Here is a 17691-nt window from a genome sequence, read left to right as displayed (position 1 = left end):
TCATGGCCGCCGAGACCCTGGCCCAGGCGGGCGCCCAGGTCGATGTCTACGACGCCATGCCTTCGGTGGGTCGCAAATTCCTGCTCGCCGGCCGGGGCGGGCTGAACCTCACGCACAGCGAGCCCCTGCCACAGTTCGTGGACCGCTACGGCGCCCGAGCCGGGCAGGTCGCCACCTGGCTGACCCATATGGACCCGCAGGCGCTGCGCGAATGGACGTATGGGCTCGGCGTGGAAACCTTCGTGGGCAGCTCGGGCAGAGTCTTTCCAAAGGAAATGAAGGCCGCGCCCATGCTGCGGGCATGGCTGGCGCGGCTGCGCGCCCAGGGCGTGCGCTTTCACATGCGCCATCGTTGGCTGGGATGGCCGCCCGGCACACCGGCCGGCCCGCGCTGTCTGCGCTTCGACACTCCCCAGGGCGAGGAACAGCACGCGGCAGACGCGGTGCTGCTGGCGCTGGGCGGAGCCAGTTGGGCCCGCCTGGGTTCGGACGGTGCGTGGCTGGCCCCTTTGACGGCCAACGGCGTGGACACCACGCCGTTGCTGCCGGCCAATTGCGGCTTCGATGTGTCTTGGAGCGAACACTTCAAGACGCATTACGCCGGCCAGCCGCTGAAATCGGTACGCCTGTCGTTGGCCGAGGCGGCGCCTGGCCGGGCCGGCGAATGCATGATCAGCGCCCACGGCATCGAGGGTGGGCTGGTCTACGCCCTGTCGGCGCCGTTGCGCGACAGCCTCGCGGCCACGGGCCATGCGACCGCGTGGCTCGACCTGTTGCCCGGCTGGAGCGCGCAACGCGTTCTGCAGGCCGTGCACCATCCGCGCGGCGCGCGCTCCTGGTCGAGCCACATGCAAAGCCGCCTGGGCCTCAAAGGGGTAAAGACGGCGCTGCTGCGCGAATGCCTGCCCGACTTCAATGATCTCGACCTGCTGGCGCGCCGCATCAAAGCCCTGCCCATCCCGCTACTGCGGCCCCGCCCCATTGACGAGGCCATCAGTAGCGCCGGCGGCGTGCGCCTGGAGGCGCTCACACCCCATTTCATGCTGCATGCGCTGCCCGGCGTTTACTGCGCCGGCGAAATGCTGGATTGGGAGGCGCCGACCGGCGGCTACCTGTTGACCGCCTGCCTGGCCAGCGGCAAGGCCGCCGCGCAGGGCATCTGGGCCGACATGCAGACCGCCCTGCCCTGACGCGCCGGCCCCGTCGCCCGGCCGCTCAGCGGCTCGCCCCTGAATCCCCGATCCTGACCGGGTCAAACCGTCATCGTTGGCGCCACTGAGCTGACGTACACTCCCGCTCATTGATCTGTGACCCGCCCTATGCCGGACCCCTTCCCCCCTCTGGCCAGCGCCCCCAGCCTGCTGGCCTCATTGATGTCCCAGCAGTTCGAGTGCGAAGCAGCGTTCGTGGCGCTGCGCCTGCCTGCGGCGGATTGGCAGATCGCCGGCCTGCCCACGGCCGATGCTCTGGCCTTCGTCGGCAGGCATGAGGGCGGCGCGTTGCTGGTTTGGCCGGATCAGGACAAGGACGCGCCGCTGTTCTATGCCGGACAAGCCTGGCTGGACACCGACGGCAACGTGCAGGGGGTGGTCGGCCTGTTGCTGGCCTGCCCGCCCGCGCCCGAGATGCGGAACCGCCTGGCCCACTTTGCCGCCCTGGCCCAGGCGCAGGCGCAACTGCTGGCCGCCCTGCGCCAGACCGAAGTCGCGCTGCAGGCCCGGCACGCGGACCAGGAGCGCGTGCTGCTGGCGGTGACCGGCAGCGGCACGGGTCTGTGGGATCGCAATATCCAGACGGGCGAAATCCATTATTCCGCAGGGTGGAAGGCCCTGCTCGGCTATGCCGATCACGAGGTTGGCTCCCGTATCGAGGAAAGCTACGGACGTCTTCATCCCGATGATGCTCATTACGTCAAAGCCGCCATGCAGGCGCACTTCGATAGCACCACCGATGCCTACCACGTCGAACACCGCCTGCGGTGCCGCGACGGCAGCTATCGCTGGGTAGCCAGCCGAGGCCGCATCGTCGCGCATGACGAGCAGGGCCGCCCATTGCGCATGATGGGCACTACGGTCGACATCACCGACCGCAAATTGGCCGAAGCACGGTTGCATGAACTGGCCACCACCGACAGCCTGACCCGGCTGCCCAACCGCCGGCAGCTGCTGCACTATCTACAGACCCGGTGGCAGCAGTTGCAACATGCGCCAGACGAGCCGGCGGCCGTGCTGATGCTCGACCTGGACCACTTCAAGGACGTCAACGATCGGCATGGCCACGCCGCCGGTGATGACGCGCTGTCGCACTTCGCCGACATCCTGCGCGCGGCCTTGCTGCCCGGCGACTATGCCGGGCGGATGGGGGGCGAAGAGTTCGCGGTTATTCTGGGGCAGGCCGATGCCACCCGGGCCGACGCCTTCGCCTGTCGCATCCTGCGCGACACCCGCGCCACGCCCTTGCCTGGCGGCGCGCGCGCGCTCACCACCAGCGTGGGCCTGAGCATGATGCGTGCCGACGACGCCGGCCCGCAGACGGTGCTGGCGCGCGGCGATCTGGCGCTCTACCGTGCCAAGGCCTTGGGCCGCAACCGCCGCGAGTGGGGCTAGGCAGCGAGAGAATCCGGCCGCCGCGTGCGCATCACGCCCCGCGGCCAGCCGCGCCTTGCAGCATGAGATCCAGATTCTGCACCGCCGCGCCCGATGCGCCCTTGCCCAGATTGTCGAACACCGCAGCCAGCAGAATCTGGCCGTGCTCGGCGTTCTCATAGACATGCAGATAAAGATCGTTGCTGCCGTTGGCAACCCTCGGATCCAGACGCTCGGGCGACTGCCCGTCGGCCGACACCCGCAGGGATGGACTGGCGGCATAGTGGTGCGCCAGGCAAGCCCGTAGCGCCGCGCCATCGACACCGGCAGGCAACAGGCGGCGCTGCAACGCGATGGTCAGCACGATGCCTTGACGATAGGCCCCGTAAGCAGGCGTGAAGACCGGCCGCTCGGTCAGGCCAGCGTAGCGTTGAATCTCGGGCGTATGCTTGTGCGCCAACGTCAGGCCGTAGGCCGCGTAAGGCAACGCCTGGGCCGCGCCCGGGCCCTCATAGTCGTCCACGCCTGCCCGGCCCATGCCCGAGTAACCGGACACCGCATGCACGGTCAGCGGGTAATCCGCGGGCACCAGGCCGGCCGCGATCAAGGGGGCCAGCAAGCCGATGGCGCCCGTCGGATAGCAGCCCGGATTGCTCACGCGCGAGGCCTGCGCAATGCGCTCGGCCTGCCCCGGTTTCCATTCGGCGAAACCATACTCCCAGCCCTGACTGAGCCGGTGGGCCGAACTGGCGTCGAGCACGCGCACGGCAGGATTGCGGATCGCGCCGACCGCTTCGCGGGCCGCGGCATCGGGCAGGCAAAGAATGGCGATATCGCACTGGTTGATGGCCTCGGCACGCCGGACGCTGTCTTTGCGCTCGGCCGCCGGCAACGTGATGAGGTTCAGGTCCTCGCGGCCGCGCAGCCGCTCATGGATCTGCAGTCCGGTGGTGCCTTGATCTCCATCGATGAAAACAAGTGTCTGGGTCATGGAAGCTGCCTGGAAGAAGGATGCCGCTATCTTCGACCATCCACTAAACTACGAAAAGTTGAATTTCATAACGATCCAGTTCAGCTTTTCTGAATCATCCCCATGCGCGAAATCAGTCTGGACCGCTTACGTACGCTGGTGGCGATTGCCGATCTGGGCAGCTTCGCGCACGCCGCGCGCGCCCTGCATCTGGCAGCCCCCACGGTCAGCCTGCATATCGCCGACCTCGAGGCCCGCATCGGCGCGGCGCTGCTGAGCCGCCGGCGTGGTCAGGTGCGCCCCACCGCCATCGGTCAAACACTGCTCGAACGGGCCCGCCGCCTGCTGGCCGAGGCGGATCAGGCCCTGGAGGACGTCCAACGCCAGGTGCAAGGGTTGGTCGGCCGGGTTCGCCTGGGTGCCTCCACGGGTGCCATCGCCCATCTTTTGCCGCAGGCATTGGAGACGCTGGGACGCGACCACCCTCAGATCGACGTCGAGGTCGCGGTGCTCACTTCCCAGGAAAGCTTGACCAGACTGGCGCAGGGCACGCTGGATACCGCCTTGATCGCCCTGCCCCAGGCTCCGGTGGCCGGCCTGCCCGTCTTGCCCTGGCGGCGCGATCCGGTCATGGCCTTCCTGCCTGCATCCTGGCATCCGCCAGCCCGCGTCACGCCTCAGTGGCTGGCGCAGCGCCCGCTCATCCTCAACGACGCCAGCACCCGCCTTTCACGGCTTACCACCGAATGGTTTGGCGCAGCCGGACTGCCCGTGCGTGCGCGCATCCATCTGAACTTCAACGACGCCATCAAGAGTCTGGTGGCCGCCGGCTATGGCGCTGCGCTGCTGCCTCAGGAGGCAACGGCGCCCCCACCGGACGCGCGGATCGCCATGCGCGCCTTGCGCCCGGCCTTGTGGCGTCCGCTAGGCATCGAGCACCGCACCGGCTGCCTGGACCTGGCCACTCGTCACGTCCTCGACGCATTGACCGCGTTGCGCCAGCGTTAGACCCGCGCACCGGCGAAGTGTGGCGCCTGCGCATCAACGATGCGGGGCGATTGGCCGATATAGACCGCCATTGTCTGCTTTCTGGACGCCGCAATCATTCTTCAATTGCTAATCACTCCCATTCGCCACTAGCATCGCATTCCTCGAAAGTCGCCATCGGAGAACTGCTTTGCGCGCACCCCGCCTCATCCCAACCGCCCTGGCCCTGGCCCTGGCACTGAGCGCGGCCGCTCATGCCCAGACGTCCAGCCAGGTCACCCAGCTTCCTGCCGTGTCGGTCAAGGCCAATGACACCGCTGAAGATGACCTGGAGAACCTGCGTGTCCCCGTCAATAGCGGCGCGCTGGGCAATCGCAGCCAGCTCGAAACGCCTTTTGCCACCACGGTAGTGGGCAGTACCGAACTGCGGGATCGGCAGATCTCCAAACTCGGCGACGTCTTCGCGCTGGACGCCTCGGTCAATGACAACGGCTCCTCGTCGGGCGCCTGGGCCAGCTACTTGACCGTGCGCGGGCTGCAACTCGATTGGCAGAACTCCTTCCGTATCGACGGCAATCCCTTCCCCACCTATGTCACCGTGCTGCCGTACGAGCAGCTCGAGCAGATCGATCTGCTCAAGGGCGCCACGGGCTTCATGTACGGCTTCGGCTCACCGGGCGGCATGATCAACTACGTCACCAAAAAGCCCACGGATGACCCCTTGCGCGCCATCGATATCGGCGTGCAATCCAACAGCCTGATCCATGAACATATCGATCTGGGCGGACGGGGGGGGCCGGACGACCGTTTTGGTTACCGCCTCAATGCCACGCACGAAGAGGGCAGCACCTACAACGACAGATCCCTCTACCGGACCTCCGCTTCGCTGGCGCTGGATGCCCGCCTGACCGAGAAGCTGACCTGGGATTTCCAGACCATCTACCAGGACCGCAAGACCATCGGCCAGGATCCGACCATCAACAGTTTCAGCCTGGTGGGAACGCGTCTGCCCTCGCCCGTGCGCCAGGATGACGATTCGCTCGTGGGCCAGGGCTCTTACGTCAAGAATCACTTCCGCTATTACAACACCGGCCTGAAGTACCAGATCAACAACGACTGGTCGGTCAGCACCAACTACAGCTATAGCACTACCGAGACGCGCCGCAACGAAGTCGTGCTGGCGCTGCTCGACAGCGCCGGCAACTATGACGACCAGCGCTCCGACTATGGCGAGGCCTACGGCTACAACCAGTGGCGCGGCATGATCGAAGGCAAGTTCGAAACCGGCGCGCTGAAACATCAGCTCGTCGCCGGTGCTTCCTGGCAAAAACAGAAAAACGACTACTCGTCGACGTACTTCTACGGTTCGGTCGGCACGGGCAATCTCTACCAGACCAACCACAATGCCTACTACAGCAACGGCAATATGTCGCTGTATCGCGCGGCTGAGATCACCCAGAAGGCTGTCTTCGCCAGCGACACCATCGATCTGACGCATGGCTGGTCCTTGCTGGGCGGCCTGCGCGTGACGGACTACAGCCAGAAGGGGTTTGGCGTGAACGGGGCGCGCAACTCCGAGTACGACAAGAACGGCGTGCTCACACCGACCGTGGCCCTGATGTACAACATCACGCCGCGCACGATGGCCTACGCCAGCTACATCGAGTCGCTGGAGGCCGGGTCGGTCGTGGGCAACAACCACACCAACGCCGGCACCCTGCTCGATCCGCTCAAGAGCAAACAATATGAACTTGGCCTGAAGACCGAGCAGGACGACTGGGCCGCCACAGCCGCGCTGTTTCGCATCGAGCGCAAGACTGAGAACCCGGTGGTCGATCCCAACACGGGCCGCGCGCGGCTCGAGCAAAACGGCCTGTCGCGCTATCAGGGCCTGGAGCTGGCGGCCTCGACCCGGCTGGCCAAACTCTGGACGCTGGGCGGCAGCCTGATGTTCCTGGACAGTGAATACCGCAAGGGCACCACCTACAACGGCAACCGCGTCGCCGGTGCTCCGCGTTTCGTGGCCGCCGCGCAACTGGCCTACAGCGTGCCGCAACTGCCCGGGCTGAAGCTGCGCGCGGATGTTCGCTTCACCGGCAGCAGCGAACTGCGCCAGGCCAACGACATCCAGCTCGACAACTACACGCTGGTCAACATCGGCGCGACCTACGACACGCGCATCGCCGGCTACGAAACCACTTTCCGCGCGGGCATCAACAACCTCGCCAACAAACGTTACTGGCTCTACCAGACGGCCGAATACATCAAGCCGGGTGACCCGCGTACGTACAGCCTGAGCGCGACGGTCAAGTTCTGACCGTCAAGCAGTGTTACCGGGCGCCGGCTGCCAGCAGCAGGCGCTCGGTCTCTTTCTGCCCGCGCTGGCGCGCATGCGCCAGCGGCGTGACGCCCTGGCCGTCGGGCAGATTGACATCGGCCCCGGCCTCGATCAGACGGCGCACGATGGCCTGATGACGGGGGCCTCCATAGCTCAGAAGGATCGCCTCCAGCAAGCCGGTCCAGCTCAGACGATTGACGTGATCGGGGTCTACACCGGCCCGCAACAGGATATCCACCGTGTTGACGTGGCCGCGCTCGCAAGCGGGGATGAGCGCCGTGCCGCCATACCGGTTAGTGCTTTTGAGATCCGCGCCGCGCTCAAGCGTCAGGCGCAGAACATCGTCGTAGCCCCAGGCCCCTGCCAGCAGGTAGGCGCTATCCTGCATGCGGTTCTGCGCATTGACGTTGGCACCGGCCTCCATCAGCACGCGCGCAGCGGCCACATGATTGCCGTCGGTGGCGCGCAACAATGGGGTGTTGCCCTGCGCATCACGCGATTCGAGCGCAGCACCCTGGGCGATGAGGGTCCTTACACGATCGGCCTGCCCCTGGGCGGCGGCCTCCAGCAACGCCGACTCTGAGTTTGCCGCGCCTGCCGGCGCCACCATGCTGACACATGCGGCAATGAGCCATCCGGGATTTCGCATCTTCAACCTCCTTGTCCATGGATCGCGTGCCTGTCCCGCCCGCAAGCCGCACGCAGACAAGTCGAACCCGCCCGATGCGCAGGCACGCCTGCATCTATCGTATAACGCGAGTCCGCCAGCCCGGCAAGACAACGAGGAATGCTCTCGGCGGCCGGGGCCGGCATCAACCAGCCGCCCCTGTACTCATGCCAGCAGATCGCGCCAGCCGGGCAGCCCACCGCGAGCGTCCAGGTCTGTGAGCCAACCCCGGCCGCGTTGCGCGAAATCCTGCTGCACGTCGGCAATAGCGCTGGCCAAACCAGAGTCCAGCCCCAATTCGTCAAGCATGGCGGCGGCCTCGCGCATCTCCTCCGAGCGCCGTTGCCCATGCTCGGCGACGCGGCCAATCAGGTAGGCTTCATAGCCCTTGTCCCAACCCACCCCAGGAAAAGTGGCGGCCAGCGAGGCCAGCACCCGTTCGTCGACCCCGAAATGCAGAGCGGCCTGCATGGATTGCAGGCAAAGCGCCTCATGGCCCTTGATCATGATGCTGCGGCACAGCTTGATGGCCGAGGCCAAACCGACGTCATCCGCTACGGCCTGGGTGCGCATTCCCAGCGCATTGAGGGACTCGGCCATCTCGCGTGCCCGGCGCCCGCCCAGCAGCATCGGCACCTGTACACCTTGCGGTGGCACCGGAGCCATCACGGCCGACTCGATATACTCGCCGCCGGCCTGCTGAATGCGCGCGCAATTCTCCTGCTTGACGCGCGGCGACACCGAGTTCAGGTCGATGAAAATCTGACCGGCCTGCATGAAGGCGGCGGCATCGCGCGCGACGGCGCCAGCCTGGCTGGCAGTGACCGCCGAGAAAATCCAATCCGCCTGGTTCAGGCAATCCGACAGGCTGCCGGCCACGCGGGCGCCGCTGCGCGCCGCCTTGGCCCGGATCACGTCGGCGCTGGCCGGATCCTGCAATTTCAGGTCATAGGCGGCCACCTCGCAGCCACGCTCGTGCAAGGCCTGCGCAAAGATCGGACCAACCTCGCCAAATCCGATGATGGCGATACGGGGGAGGGAAGTGGGGGCAGACATGCATATCTCCGGAAGTACAGTGAGGGTGTGTTGACGGCCGGCGCGGCACCACGGCGGCGCGCGCAGGCATTGAGAATTTCAGGCGGGCGAAAAGGCTCAGCCATTTCGCGAACACCAGAACGGCCACGCTATTGCCGATGGCATGAGGGGTTGGTGTGACGCTAGCCATATGCGGTCGGTACCGAACAGCAGGCCCGCCGGACAAGGGCAACGCCGCGTCGGCAGCCTGCGCGATGAATCCTGCGCCGCAGGCCATGTGTAGGCATGGCGTCGTCGCTGGTGAGCCGGTAGCCGGCTGTCAGCACCTGCACATACGACGTCTTGAACGCTTTCACGTCAGAATCCCGGGAGGGGCCCACGGCCCCTCCCTGCCCTATCCCGGATTTACTCCGGCTTTATGCCCGCCTGCTCGGCAGCAGCCTTGGAGCGGGCATACTCGTCGCGCAGAAATGCGGAGAATCCCGCCGAGGTTTCCTGTTGCGCGGTGGCCGGCTCCACGCCAAAGTCTTTGAGCTTGGCGGCGATGGACGAGTCATGCACGCCGTCGGCCAATGCTTTTTGCAAGCGAGCCATCACGTCGGGAGGGGTGGCCGCCGGCGCCAGCAGGCCGATGTAGCTGGCGGCCACGAGATTGTCGTAGCCCTGATCGGCCAGGGTCGGCAGCTCCGGGGCCAGGGCCAGACGATGGTCGGAGGTGATGGCGATAATCCGGGCCTTGCCCGAGCGATGCAGAGGCAATGCCGTCGAAAACTCCGTGACCGTGGCTTCGATGTTGCCGCCCAGCAGATCGGGAATCAGTGCGCCGCCGCGGTAGGGTACATTGACGAGCTTGGCGCCGGTGGCCGCGTTGATGCGCAACAAGGTCAAATGCGTGGCGCTACCCACACCGGACGTTCCGGTATTGATGCCCTGCTTACTCGACAGGGCCACGAGTTCAGCCAGATTCTTGGCGGGAACATTAGGGTTGACCACCAGCACATGCGGTACGTAACCGACCATGCCCACGGGTGTGAAATCCTTCAACGGTTCATAAGGCAATTGCGCCTGAATGAAGGGATTGACCGTCAATGGGCCATTGGAGCCGACCAGCAAGGTATATCCGTCAGCGGGCGCGCGCGCGACCATGTCGGCTCCGATACTGCCTCCCGCTCCGGGCTTGTTTTCCACCACGGCCGGCACATCGAGCTTGGGCCCGATGGCCGCGCCGATGATGCGGCCGACCGCATCGATATTGCCGCCGGCCGCAAACGGCACGATCAGGCGCAATGGCCGTTCCGGATAGGCGGCCAGGGCCAGGCGCGGCAAGCCCTGCGCGGCCGCCAGGGTCAGGGCCGATTTCCACATAAACTCGCGTCGATTCATAGTCTCCTCCTTGTCGTTTTTAGGAGCGCAAAGCGCCCGATTCAATCGAGGTAACGCAGGCCGGCCTGCGCCAGCGGTTCCCTCATTGAATAGATGTCCAGCCCGAGTTCTCCGCCCGCCAGTCGGGCGCGCTTGCGTGCCTCGTTGGCCAGTCGCTCATCGGCCCGGTCTGCGACCTCTGCGGCCTGGGCGGCAGGGATAACGACCACGCCATCGGCATCGGCCAGCACCACATCGCCAGGGCGCACCAGCGCGCCGGCGCAAATGACCGGGATGTTCACCGAGCCCAGCGTGGCCTTGACAGTACCCTTGGCGCAAACCGCCTTGCTAAAGACCGGGAAATCCATCTCGCGCAACTCGCTGATATCGCGCGCGCCGCCGTCAATGACCAGGCCCTGCGCTCCCCGTGCCCGAAAACTCGTGGCCAGCAGCTCGCCAAAAAAGCCATCGTGGCTGTCGGTGGTGCATGCCGCCACCACGACATCGCCGGCCTGCAGTTGTTCGGCGGCGACATGCAGCATCCAGTTATCGCCCGGTTGCAGCAATACGGTCACCGCCGTGCCGCACAGACGCGCGCCGTCGTACACGGGCCGGATGCCGGGATCCATGAGCCCCACGCGTCCCAGCGCCTCGTGCACCGTCGCCACGCCATGGGCGGAAAGTCGGCGCACCAGCGCCGGATCGGGTCTGTCGAACTTGCGCTTGACCACACCCAGGGTGTTGAGCAGATCATTCATTTACAGTCCCTTGCGCTTGAGCGCGGCGTCCAGGCGCGGATAGACCCGCCTCGTATTACCCTCATAAATCTGAAACCGGTCTTCGGCGCTCAGGTCCGCAGCCTCGATGTAGCGCCGCGTATCGTCGTAGTGAAAACCCGTCTGCGGATCAATACCGCGCACCGCGCCTATCATTTCGCTGGCAAACAGCACGTTCTTCACCGGAATGACGCGTGCCAGCAGGTCGATGCCAGGCTGGTGATAGACGCAGGTGTCGAAGTAGACGTTATCCAGTAGCCAGTCCTCGAGCGGGGGTTTTTTCATCTCCTGAGCCAGGCCGCGAAAGCGGCCCCAGTGATAGGGCACGGCGCCGCCGCCATGTGGGATGACGAAGTTCAGCTGGGGAAACACCTTGAACAGATCTGACGTCAGACACTGCATGAACGCCGTGGTGTCCGCGTTCAAGTAATGCGCGCCGGTGGTATGAAAGCAGGCGTTGCAACTGGTGCTGACGTGGACCATGGCGGGAATGCCGTACTCGACCATGTGTTCGTACAGTGGATACCAGTAGGGCTCCGACAGGGGCGGTGAAGTCCAATGCCCCCCTGAGGGATCGGGATTGAGGTTGAGTGCCACAAACCCGTACTCCTGCACGCAGCGGTCCAACTCGGCCAGACTGGTCTGGATGGGCTGGCCAGGGGACTGCGGCAGCATGGCCGCTCCCACGAATTGGTCCGGAAAGAGCTGAGCAACACGGTGGCACATCTCATTGCACAACGCCGCCCACGTCTGGCTGGTGGACAGGTCACCGATGTGATGAGCCATGAAGCTCGCGCGCGGTGAGAATATCGTCAGGTCGCAGGCGCGCTGGCGCATAAGACGTAACTGGTTGGCCTCGATAGACTCCCGTATCTCGTCGTCGCTGACATGCAGCTCACTGGCTCGAGGCGCGGCCGACGGATTGTTCAGCGCGTCGATCTGACGCTGGCGCCAGGCTTGCAGTGCAGGTGGGGCCGTCGTGTAATGGCCATGACAATCGATAATCAAGCGGACTCTCCGGAAGAAACCATGCGCGGCGCATAGGCCGTCCCGCGCATCAATAAACGGGCCGTGCGCAAGAGCGCCGCGCGACTCACCTGCCCCGACGCGTCAAGTTCCAACTCCACACTGAACTCACCAGAAGGATGCTCGACGGGCAGGCACTGCTTTGTTCCGCCAGGCAACCGCGCCAGGCCGTCGGCCACGGAACCGGGCAATACGCAAGCCGTTGCCACCGTCACCGCGGCCAGCACACCAATGGCGTCATGGCAGACATGCGGGATGAAGCAACGCGTCGCGATGCTGCCGCCCCGAAGGGGCGGCGATAACAAACACATTTTTGGATAAGGTTTATCGCGCACATCCCCCAGACCCATGCGCTCTGCGGCCGCCAAGCGCAAGGCCTCCAGGCGGACTTTGAGGGCTTCGTCTGCATTGAGTTCGGCCACACTTTCGTCGCCGCGACGCTGCAAGTCCGACGCGCGCATCAGAACCATGGGCATGCCGTTGTCGATGCATGTGACGTCGATGTCCGCTTGCCCCGGCACACGGAGCCGGTCCAGGGCATGGCCGGTCGGCAGCAGGCTGTCGCACACTGAGCCCGCGGTATCCAGAAAATTGATGGCGATAGGCGCGGCCGTGCCAGGCACGCCATCGATGCGGGCGGTGCCGTCATAGCGCAACTGCCCACCCGGGGTCTGCACCTCGATATCACAAAGCATGCCGGTATTGAGCGTGAGCACGCGATAACTGCTGCACTCGCCGCGCGCGGCGACCAGCCCCGTCTCAAGGGCAAACGGAACGACAGCGGCCAGCATATTGCCGCAATTGGGAGTGGTGTCGACACGGGCCTGGTCCACCGCAACTTGCGCGAACAGAAACTCCAGATCCACACCGGGCTCGCGGCCCGGACCGACGATGCCAACTTTGCTCGTCAACGGGTGAGCGCCGCCCAGACCGTCGATCTGCCGCGTATCCGGCGAACCCATGATCGCCAGCAGCAAGGCGTCTCGACTGATGAGGTCCGTCGGCAAATCCGCCGCGCGGAAAAACGGCCCGCGCGAGGTCCCACCGCGCATGAACAGGCAGTCCACCGCCTGCTGCGTTTGATTTTTATCCTGAGTATCCATGCCCGATATCCGGCTTCACATTTTGTGCAAAAGTATGTGGGCATATGCCGATATCGGGGTTGCCTTGTGCGCGAATGACCGTTCTAATAAATTTATGACCTCAGATTCCCTTGAAACATGGATCCGCATCCGCCCCTGAATCTTCACCATCTGCACGTCTTCAACGCGGTGGCGGTGGCGGCGGCGGGCGACACCGTACGCGTGCGCACGGCGCGCATCCAGGACGAGCTGGAGTCCGTCATGGACGAAGCCCGGCAGCGCGGCGCCCGGGCAGGAACCTCGGCGGCCCTGTATCACACGGGCCGGCTGGCCAGCGTCGTGCTGCTAGCCGACGTGCACCATATGTCCACCGTGGCCCATCAGCAAGGCCTGACGCAACCCGCCATCAGTGCCGCCGTCTCACGGCTGGAGCAATGCCTGGGACAAGCGATCTTTCAACGCACGCCGCGTGGCATGATCCCCACCCAAGCGGGCGAGCGCTGGGTCCGGAACTTCAAACGGGTGCTGGCCGAGCTGCGCAATATCGAGGCTGATGTCGCAGCACTGAACGGCGCCATCGAAGGCACCGTCACCGTCGGTTCGTTGCCATTGATACGTACACTGGTGCTACCCAGCGCCATCGCTGCGGTGCTGGCGCGGCACCCAGGGCTGAGGATCCGCACCCTCGAGAGCCCTTATGGCGACCTGTGCGCCGGCCTGCTAAGTGCCGACGTGGACTTCATTCTGGGCGCCTTGCGCCCACTGCATGACAAATCGCTCAGCACACGCGTGTTGATGCACGAGGACATCGTGCTGCTGGCGCGCGCCGGCCATCCTCTGGCCCGCCGCCGAACGATAGACTTTGACGATTTACGAAGCTATCCCTGGGTACTGTCGCGCGCCTCGTCTCCCTTGCGTTACCAATTGAACGACTTCTTCCGTGCCAAAGGGCAGCCACTGTTGGAGCCGTCGGTCGAGACGGCCGATCTGGCCACCCTGCGAGGCTTGCTGCTGCATTCGGATATGCTGACCGCGCTGTCGCGTCACCAGATGCACTATGAAGTGGCCAGCGGAGGCCTACAGGCGCTGAATTTTTCGCTCGACGGCATGCAGCGCGACATCGGCGTGACGGTGCGCGCCGGCGCGCAATTATCGCCCGGGGCCAACGCCCTGCTGCAGGAGGTCCAGGCCCAGGCCCGGCAGATCACCACGGCATAAGCCGATTCGATCGCCGCCCCGCCCCGAACGCAACCCTCGCGGCGGCGCCCCCCTCATACTGGGCCCACAGCCCAAGAGGAGACTTCCATTGAAAACCGTCCCGCCGCCCCACCCCAACCCGCGTGCGCCCCGCTACAAACTGCCCCAGGGCAGCTGTGATTGCCACGTCCACGTCTATGGACCCGCCGAGCGCTTTCCGTATGCGCCTGAGCGGCGCTACGATCCGCCCGATGCCCCGATCGAGACACTGCAACCGCTGCATCGCCTGCTGGGCGTGGAGCGTGCCGTCCTGGTGCAGGCCACCGTGCACGGCACCGACAACCGCGCCATGCTGGACGCCATCGCGCGCGAGCCGCAGCGCTATCGCGGCGTGGCACTTGTCGATGACGACATCAGCGCGGCACAACTGCGCGCGCTGCACGAGCAGGGGGTGCGCGGCCTGCGCTACAACTTCATGCCGCATCTAGGCCCCTCGGCCGATCTCGGTGCCGTCACGCGCATGGCCCGACGCGTCGCCGATCTGGGCTGGCATATCCAGTTGCACGCCCATGCGGCCGAACTGGCGCAGATGCAATCCTTCCTGCACGCGCTGCCCGTGCCTTACGTCATCGATCACATGGCCCGGGTCATGGCCGATGCCATGCAGCCGGAGCTGGACCAGTTGCTGCGGGTGCTCGAACACCCGGGCGCCTGGATCAAGGTAAGCGGCCCCGAACGGCTGTCGGCCACGCTCAGCGCGAGCGAACCGCCTTATGCGGACGTCGTGCCCATCGCCCGCCGCATCCTTGGCGTGGCGGGCGAGCGCGCCGTCTGGGGGTTGGACTGGCCCCATCCGAACGTGCGGGAGGTCCCCGATGACGGCGACCTCATCGACATCCTGCCTCTGTACGGCGACGCCGGAGTATTGCAGCAACTGCTGGTGGACAACCCCCAGCGGCTCTACTTTCAGAACTGAAGGAGCTCAGTCAACCCGGATGTTCACGCTTTTGACCACACCGGCCCACTTGTCGAGCTCGGCCTGGATGAAGGTGCCCAGTTCGGCCGGTGTGCTGGTGGCCGGCGTGGCGCCCTCGCGCTTGAAGTGCTCTTTGAGTTTGTCCGACGTCATGGCTTGCTTGAGCGCGGCGTTCAAGGTGGCGACCGTTTGAGGAGGCGTTCCCTTGGGCGCGAGCAGCGCGTTCCAGGTATTGATCTCGAAGCCGTCAAAACCGGGCGCCTCGGCCAGCGTCGGCACATCGGGCAACTGGGAGGAACGTTCGCGGGTGGTCACCGCCAGCGCGCGCAAGTTGCCCGCCTTGACCTGAGGCATGGCGCCGGGCAAGGTGGCGAAACTGAGTTGGGCCTCGCCCGTCATGACGGCCGTGTTGGCCAGAGCGCCGCCGCGATACGGAACGTGCACCATGTCCAGCCCGGCCTGCTGGGCGAACATGGCGCCGGCCAGATGAACGGGCGAGCCATTGCCGCTGGAGGAGTAATTCAGCTCCCCAGGTTTGGCTTTGGCCAGCGCCACCAGCCCTGGCACATCGGTAGCCGGCAACTTGGGATTGGCCACCAGCACCAGCGGGATTGACGCCACCATCCCTACGGGCTCGAAGCCCTCTACCGCTTCGTAGCCCAGCGACTTCTTGTACAAGGCCGGGTTGATGCCGTGGCTGGATACCGTCGCCATGAAGAGCGTGTAGCCATCGGAATTGGCCTGCTGTACCGCTGTGGCGGCGATGTTGCCCGCTGCCCCCGGTTTGTTCTCGACAATGATGGATTGCTTGAGCGACTTGCTCAGTTGCTCGGCCAGCGCACGCGCCAGAATATCGGTGGTGCCGCCAGCCGCGTAGCCGATGACCAGACGTATCGGCTGCTCGGGATAGGCCACGTGCGCGGCGGGCAAGGCAAGGGTGAACAGCATGGCTGCCAAAGCTTTTCTCATGGGTGTCTCCGTCTTTTATATGGCCGCCACGCCCGGCCTGGCGTCCCGCGGTAGGCACGTGCGCCTCCTCCACGTGGCGGGCGCACGTGATCCTGCCAGGCAGGCTGGCATGTAACAAACGTCGGAGTCATGGCCGCTTCGGGCCCAGGCTCAGGTGCCGGTGAACACCGGCGAGCGTTTCTCGGCGAAGGCTCGTCGCCCCTCGCGATAATCATTGCTTTCGAAGCAGGCGAGCACCAGATCCGTCATGGCCTGCAGATCGATCTGCGGCCCCAGTTGCTGCATCTGACGAATCATCTTCTTGCCAGCCATGAGCGTCAGCGGCGCATTGGCACCTATCTGATCGATATACGTCTGCAGTTCGACATCCAGTTCGGCAGCCGGCACCACTTTGTGCAACAGCCCCAGATGCAACGCCTGCGGCGCCGGGTAGCGGGCGGCCGTCAGAAAGATTTCCAGCGCGCGCGCCGCGCCGGTAGCCGTCACGAGATTGCGAATGGCGGTCATGCGATAACCCAGCCCCAGCTTGCCAGCCGGGATGGCGAAACTGCTGTCTTCCGAGGCCAGGCGCAAGTCGCAGCACAACGCGATGTTTAATCCGCCACCAATGCAATAGCCCTTGATGCGCGCGATGGTGGGCTTTTCATAGTTGTAGAGCGCCAGTTGCGCCGCCTCGGCGACACGCTCGTAGGCCTGCACGGCCTGCTCGCCCGAACGCAGCGTGTCGAACTGCGAGATATTGGCGCCACTGACAAAGGCGCGCTCCCCCGCGCCGCTCAGAACAACCACGCGAATGGCCGGGTCGTCAGCCAGCGCCTGCAGCGCCAGCGGAATCCCTTCCCACATGGCAAAGGACACGGCGTTGTGTCGTTCCGGATCATTGAACGTGATCCAGCCGGCAGAGCCACGCTTTTCCACGATGAGGTGCTCGGTGACGCGATCCTGCAGAATACGCTGGCGTTGCATGGTGTTGTCTCGTTATCAGTCTTCGCTACGTGCGCGCAATTGCGCCTGACGGCGCAGCATGCCGTTGCGTAAATGCTCGCGCATCGCGGCGCGGGCGCCTTCGCTATCGCGCGCGGCGATAGCGTCAAAAATCCGGTGATGCTCTTGTTCGACCTCAGAAATGCGGTCGGTGCCCGTACTGCCATAACGCAGCGTGCGCACGGCGTCGCCGATGGCTCTGCCAAACAAAGACAGCAGGCGCACGAAATACGGGTTGTTGCTGGCCTGACAGACAGCCATGTGAAAGTCCAGCGCGCGATCGGCGCCTTGGCGCCAGTTGTCACCAGCAGCATCGACCTGGGCCAAGGCGCCGCGCAGGACCTCGAGCTGCTGCTCGCTGCGATGCTGCGCGGCCAGCGCGGCTGCCCCCGCCTCGATCTCCACGCGCAATTGATATATCTGCTCGAGCGCGTCGACGCGCAACAGATCCTCGGGCAGGATCTCGAAGCTGGTCTGCCCGCCCGCCGCGACGAAGCTACCCACCCCGCGGCGGGTTTCCACGTAACCCGACAGTTTCAGACGCGCGATGGCCTCGCGCACCACGTTGCGACTGACGCCAAACCGCTGCGCCAGGTCGAACTCCGTAGGCAGGCGCTGCCCAGGCTCGAACGCCTGGCTGAGTATCTTCTGGCGGATCTGCTGCGCGATCTCATCGGCCAGATTTTCGGGCCGGTTGAGATTGCCAAACAGCGTATCGTGCGCGGGCGTAGCCATGG

The 17691-nt window shown here is 65.1% G+C and carries 16 protein-coding genes; 6 read left to right on the top strand and 10 right to left on the bottom strand.

The features are described 5' to 3' along the window. Nucleotides 1-2 precede the first annotated feature (2 nt). A complete protein-coding gene (locus LK440_RS01300) occupies nt 3-1190 on the top strand; it encodes a TIGR03862 family flavoprotein (RefSeq protein ID WP_005016171.1) in 1188 nt (395 codons plus the stop codon). Nucleotides 1191-1319: 129 nt separating this feature from the next. Beyond that, nucleotides 1320-2606, top strand: a complete 1287-nt coding sequence (locus LK440_RS01295) for a GGDEF domain-containing protein (RefSeq protein WP_005016176.1) — start codon at nt 1320-1322, stop codon at nt 2604-2606. A 31-nt stretch (nt 2607-2637) separates the two neighbouring features. Here the strand turns inward: LK440_RS01295 and argC are convergent, their stop codons facing one another. After that, on the bottom strand, nt 2638-3576 hold the full coding sequence (gene argC / locus LK440_RS01290; RefSeq protein WP_005016181.1) for an N-acetyl-gamma-glutamyl-phosphate reductase: 939 nt from the start codon (nt 3574-3576) through the stop codon (nt 2638-2640). 102 nt (nt 3577-3678) lie between these two features. Between argC and LK440_RS01285 the strand changes: the two genes are divergently transcribed. Together LK440_RS01285 and LK440_RS01280 are read left to right on the top strand one after the other, a co-directional pair. Continuing rightward, entirely contained in the window at nt 3679-4563 is an 885-nt protein-coding gene (locus LK440_RS01285) for a LysR family transcriptional regulator (RefSeq protein ID WP_005016185.1), read from the top strand. 187 nt (nt 4564-4750) lie between these two features. Further along, entirely contained in the window at nt 4751-6859 is a 2109-nt protein-coding gene (locus LK440_RS01280; RefSeq protein WP_026087893.1) for a TonB-dependent siderophore receptor, read from the top strand. 13 nt (nt 6860-6872) lie between these two features. On the opposite strand, the gene LK440_RS01275 is transcribed toward LK440_RS01280, so the two are convergent. The 6 genes from LK440_RS01275 to LK440_RS01250 form a co-directional block, all read right to left on the bottom strand. Continuing rightward, the gene (locus LK440_RS01275; RefSeq protein WP_005016195.1) at nt 6873-7529 is read right to left on the bottom strand and encodes an ankyrin repeat domain-containing protein; all 657 of its coding nucleotides are present in this window, start codon (nt 7527-7529) and stop codon (nt 6873-6875) included. Between the two features lie 183 nt (nt 7530-7712). Next, the gene (locus tag LK440_RS01270; RefSeq protein WP_005016198.1) at nt 7713-8603 is read right to left on the bottom strand and encodes a DUF1932 domain-containing protein; all 891 of its coding nucleotides are present in this window, start codon (nt 8601-8603) and stop codon (nt 7713-7715) included. A gap of 384 nt (nt 8604-8987) precedes the next feature. Then, complete coding sequence (locus LK440_RS01265; protein WP_005016201.1) at nt 8988-9965, bottom strand: Bug family tripartite tricarboxylate transporter substrate binding protein; 978 nt, start codon at nt 9963-9965, stop codon at nt 8988-8990. Between the two features lie 41 nt (nt 9966-10006). Continuing rightward, nucleotides 10007-10702 (bottom strand): 4-carboxy-4-hydroxy-2-oxoadipate aldolase/oxaloacetate decarboxylase, encoded by a 696-nt coding sequence (locus LK440_RS01260; protein WP_005016203.1) that lies wholly within the window; start codon nt 10700-10702, stop codon nt 10007-10009. Then, nucleotides 10703-11728: an amidohydrolase family protein gene (locus LK440_RS01255; RefSeq protein ID WP_005016206.1), complete on the bottom strand. Its 1026-nt coding sequence runs from the start codon at nt 11726-11728 to the stop codon at nt 10703-10705. Continuing rightward, entirely contained in the window at nt 11725-12849 is a 1125-nt protein-coding gene (locus tag LK440_RS01250) for a 4-oxalomesaconate tautomerase (RefSeq protein ID WP_005016210.1), read from the bottom strand. Before LK440_RS01250 ends, LK440_RS01255 begins: the two co-directional genes overlap by 4 nt. Before the next feature lie 117 nt (nt 12850-12966). Between LK440_RS01250 and LK440_RS01245 the strand changes: the two genes are divergently transcribed. Both LK440_RS01245 and LK440_RS01240 read left to right on the top strand, forming a co-directional pair. Beyond that, a complete protein-coding gene (locus tag LK440_RS01245; protein ID WP_005016213.1) occupies nt 12967-14046 on the top strand; it encodes a LysR family transcriptional regulator in 1080 nt (359 codons plus the stop codon). Nucleotides 14047-14134: 88 nt separating this feature from the next. Beyond that, nucleotides 14135-15001: an amidohydrolase family protein gene (locus tag LK440_RS01240; protein WP_005020143.1), complete on the top strand. Its 867-nt coding sequence runs from the start codon at nt 14135-14137 to the stop codon at nt 14999-15001. Nucleotides 15002-15007: 6 nt separating this feature from the next. On the opposite strand, the gene LK440_RS01235 is transcribed toward LK440_RS01240, so the two are convergent. The 3 genes from LK440_RS01235 to LK440_RS01225 form a co-directional block, all read right to left on the bottom strand. After that, a complete protein-coding gene (locus LK440_RS01235) occupies nt 15008-15949 on the bottom strand; it encodes a Bug family tripartite tricarboxylate transporter substrate binding protein (RefSeq protein WP_005016219.1) in 942 nt (313 codons plus the stop codon). Nucleotides 15950-16120: 171 nt separating this feature from the next. Further along, on the bottom strand, nt 16121-16936 hold the full coding sequence (locus LK440_RS01230; protein WP_005016227.1) for an enoyl-CoA hydratase: 816 nt from the start codon (nt 16934-16936) through the stop codon (nt 16121-16123). A gap of 15 nt (nt 16937-16951) precedes the next feature. Then, nucleotides 16952-17689 (bottom strand): FadR/GntR family transcriptional regulator, encoded by a 738-nt coding sequence (locus LK440_RS01225; protein WP_005016229.1) that lies wholly within the window; start codon nt 17687-17689, stop codon nt 16952-16954. Nucleotides 17690-17691 lie beyond the last annotated feature (2 nt).

The sequence above is a fragment of the Bordetella holmesii genome, from assembly GCF_020735985.1.
Lineage (GTDB): Bacteria > Pseudomonadota > Gammaproteobacteria > Burkholderiales > Burkholderiaceae_B > Bordetella > Bordetella holmesii.
The sequence above is the reverse complement of the archived record's forward strand: the minus strand, read 5'-3'. Positions and strand labels throughout refer to the sequence as shown.

Bases quoted from the DNA above. Each gene is read 5' to 3' on its own strand.
- LK440_RS01235 (WP_005016219.1), bottom strand. From the start codon at position 15,949: ATGCTGTTCACCCTTGCCTTGCCCGCCGCGCACGTGGCCTATCCCGAG.
- LK440_RS01230 (WP_005016227.1), bottom strand. From the start codon at position 16,936: ATGCAACGCCAGCGTATTCTGCAGGATCGCGTCACCGAGCACCTCATC.
- LK440_RS01225 (WP_005016229.1), bottom strand. From the start codon at position 17,689: ATGGCTACGCCCGCGCACGATACGCTGTTTGGCAATCTCAACCGGCCC.
- LK440_RS01245 (WP_005016213.1), top strand. From the start codon at position 12,967: ATGGATCCGCATCCGCCCCTGAATCTTCACCATCTGCACGTCTTCAAC.
- LK440_RS01270 (WP_005016198.1), bottom strand. From the start codon at position 8,603: ATGTCTGCCCCCACTTCCCTCCCCCGTATCGCCATCATCGGATTTGGC.
- LK440_RS01275 (WP_005016195.1), bottom strand. From the start codon at position 7,529: ATGCGAAATCCCGGATGGCTCATTGCCGCATGTGTCAGCATGGTGGCG.
- LK440_RS01260 (WP_005016203.1), bottom strand. From the start codon at position 10,702: ATGAATGATCTGCTCAACACCCTGGGTGTGGTCAAGCGCAAGTTCGAC.
- argC (WP_005016181.1), bottom strand. From the start codon at position 3,576: ATGACCCAGACACTTGTTTTCATCGATGGAGATCAAGGCACCACCGGA.
- LK440_RS01250 (WP_005016210.1), bottom strand. From the start codon at position 12,849: ATGGATACTCAGGATAAAAATCAAACGCAGCAGGCGGTGGACTGCCTG.
- LK440_RS01300 (WP_005016171.1), top strand. From the start codon at position 3: ATGGCCGCCGAGACCCTGGCCCAGGCGGGCGCCCAGGTCGATGTCTAC.
- LK440_RS01285 (WP_005016185.1), top strand. From the start codon at position 3,679: ATGCGCGAAATCAGTCTGGACCGCTTACGTACGCTGGTGGCGATTGCC.
- LK440_RS01265 (WP_005016201.1), bottom strand. From the start codon at position 9,965: ATGAATCGACGCGAGTTTATGTGGAAATCGGCCCTGACCCTGGCGGCC.
- LK440_RS01295 (WP_005016176.1), top strand. From the start codon at position 1,320: ATGCCGGACCCCTTCCCCCCTCTGGCCAGCGCCCCCAGCCTGCTGGCC.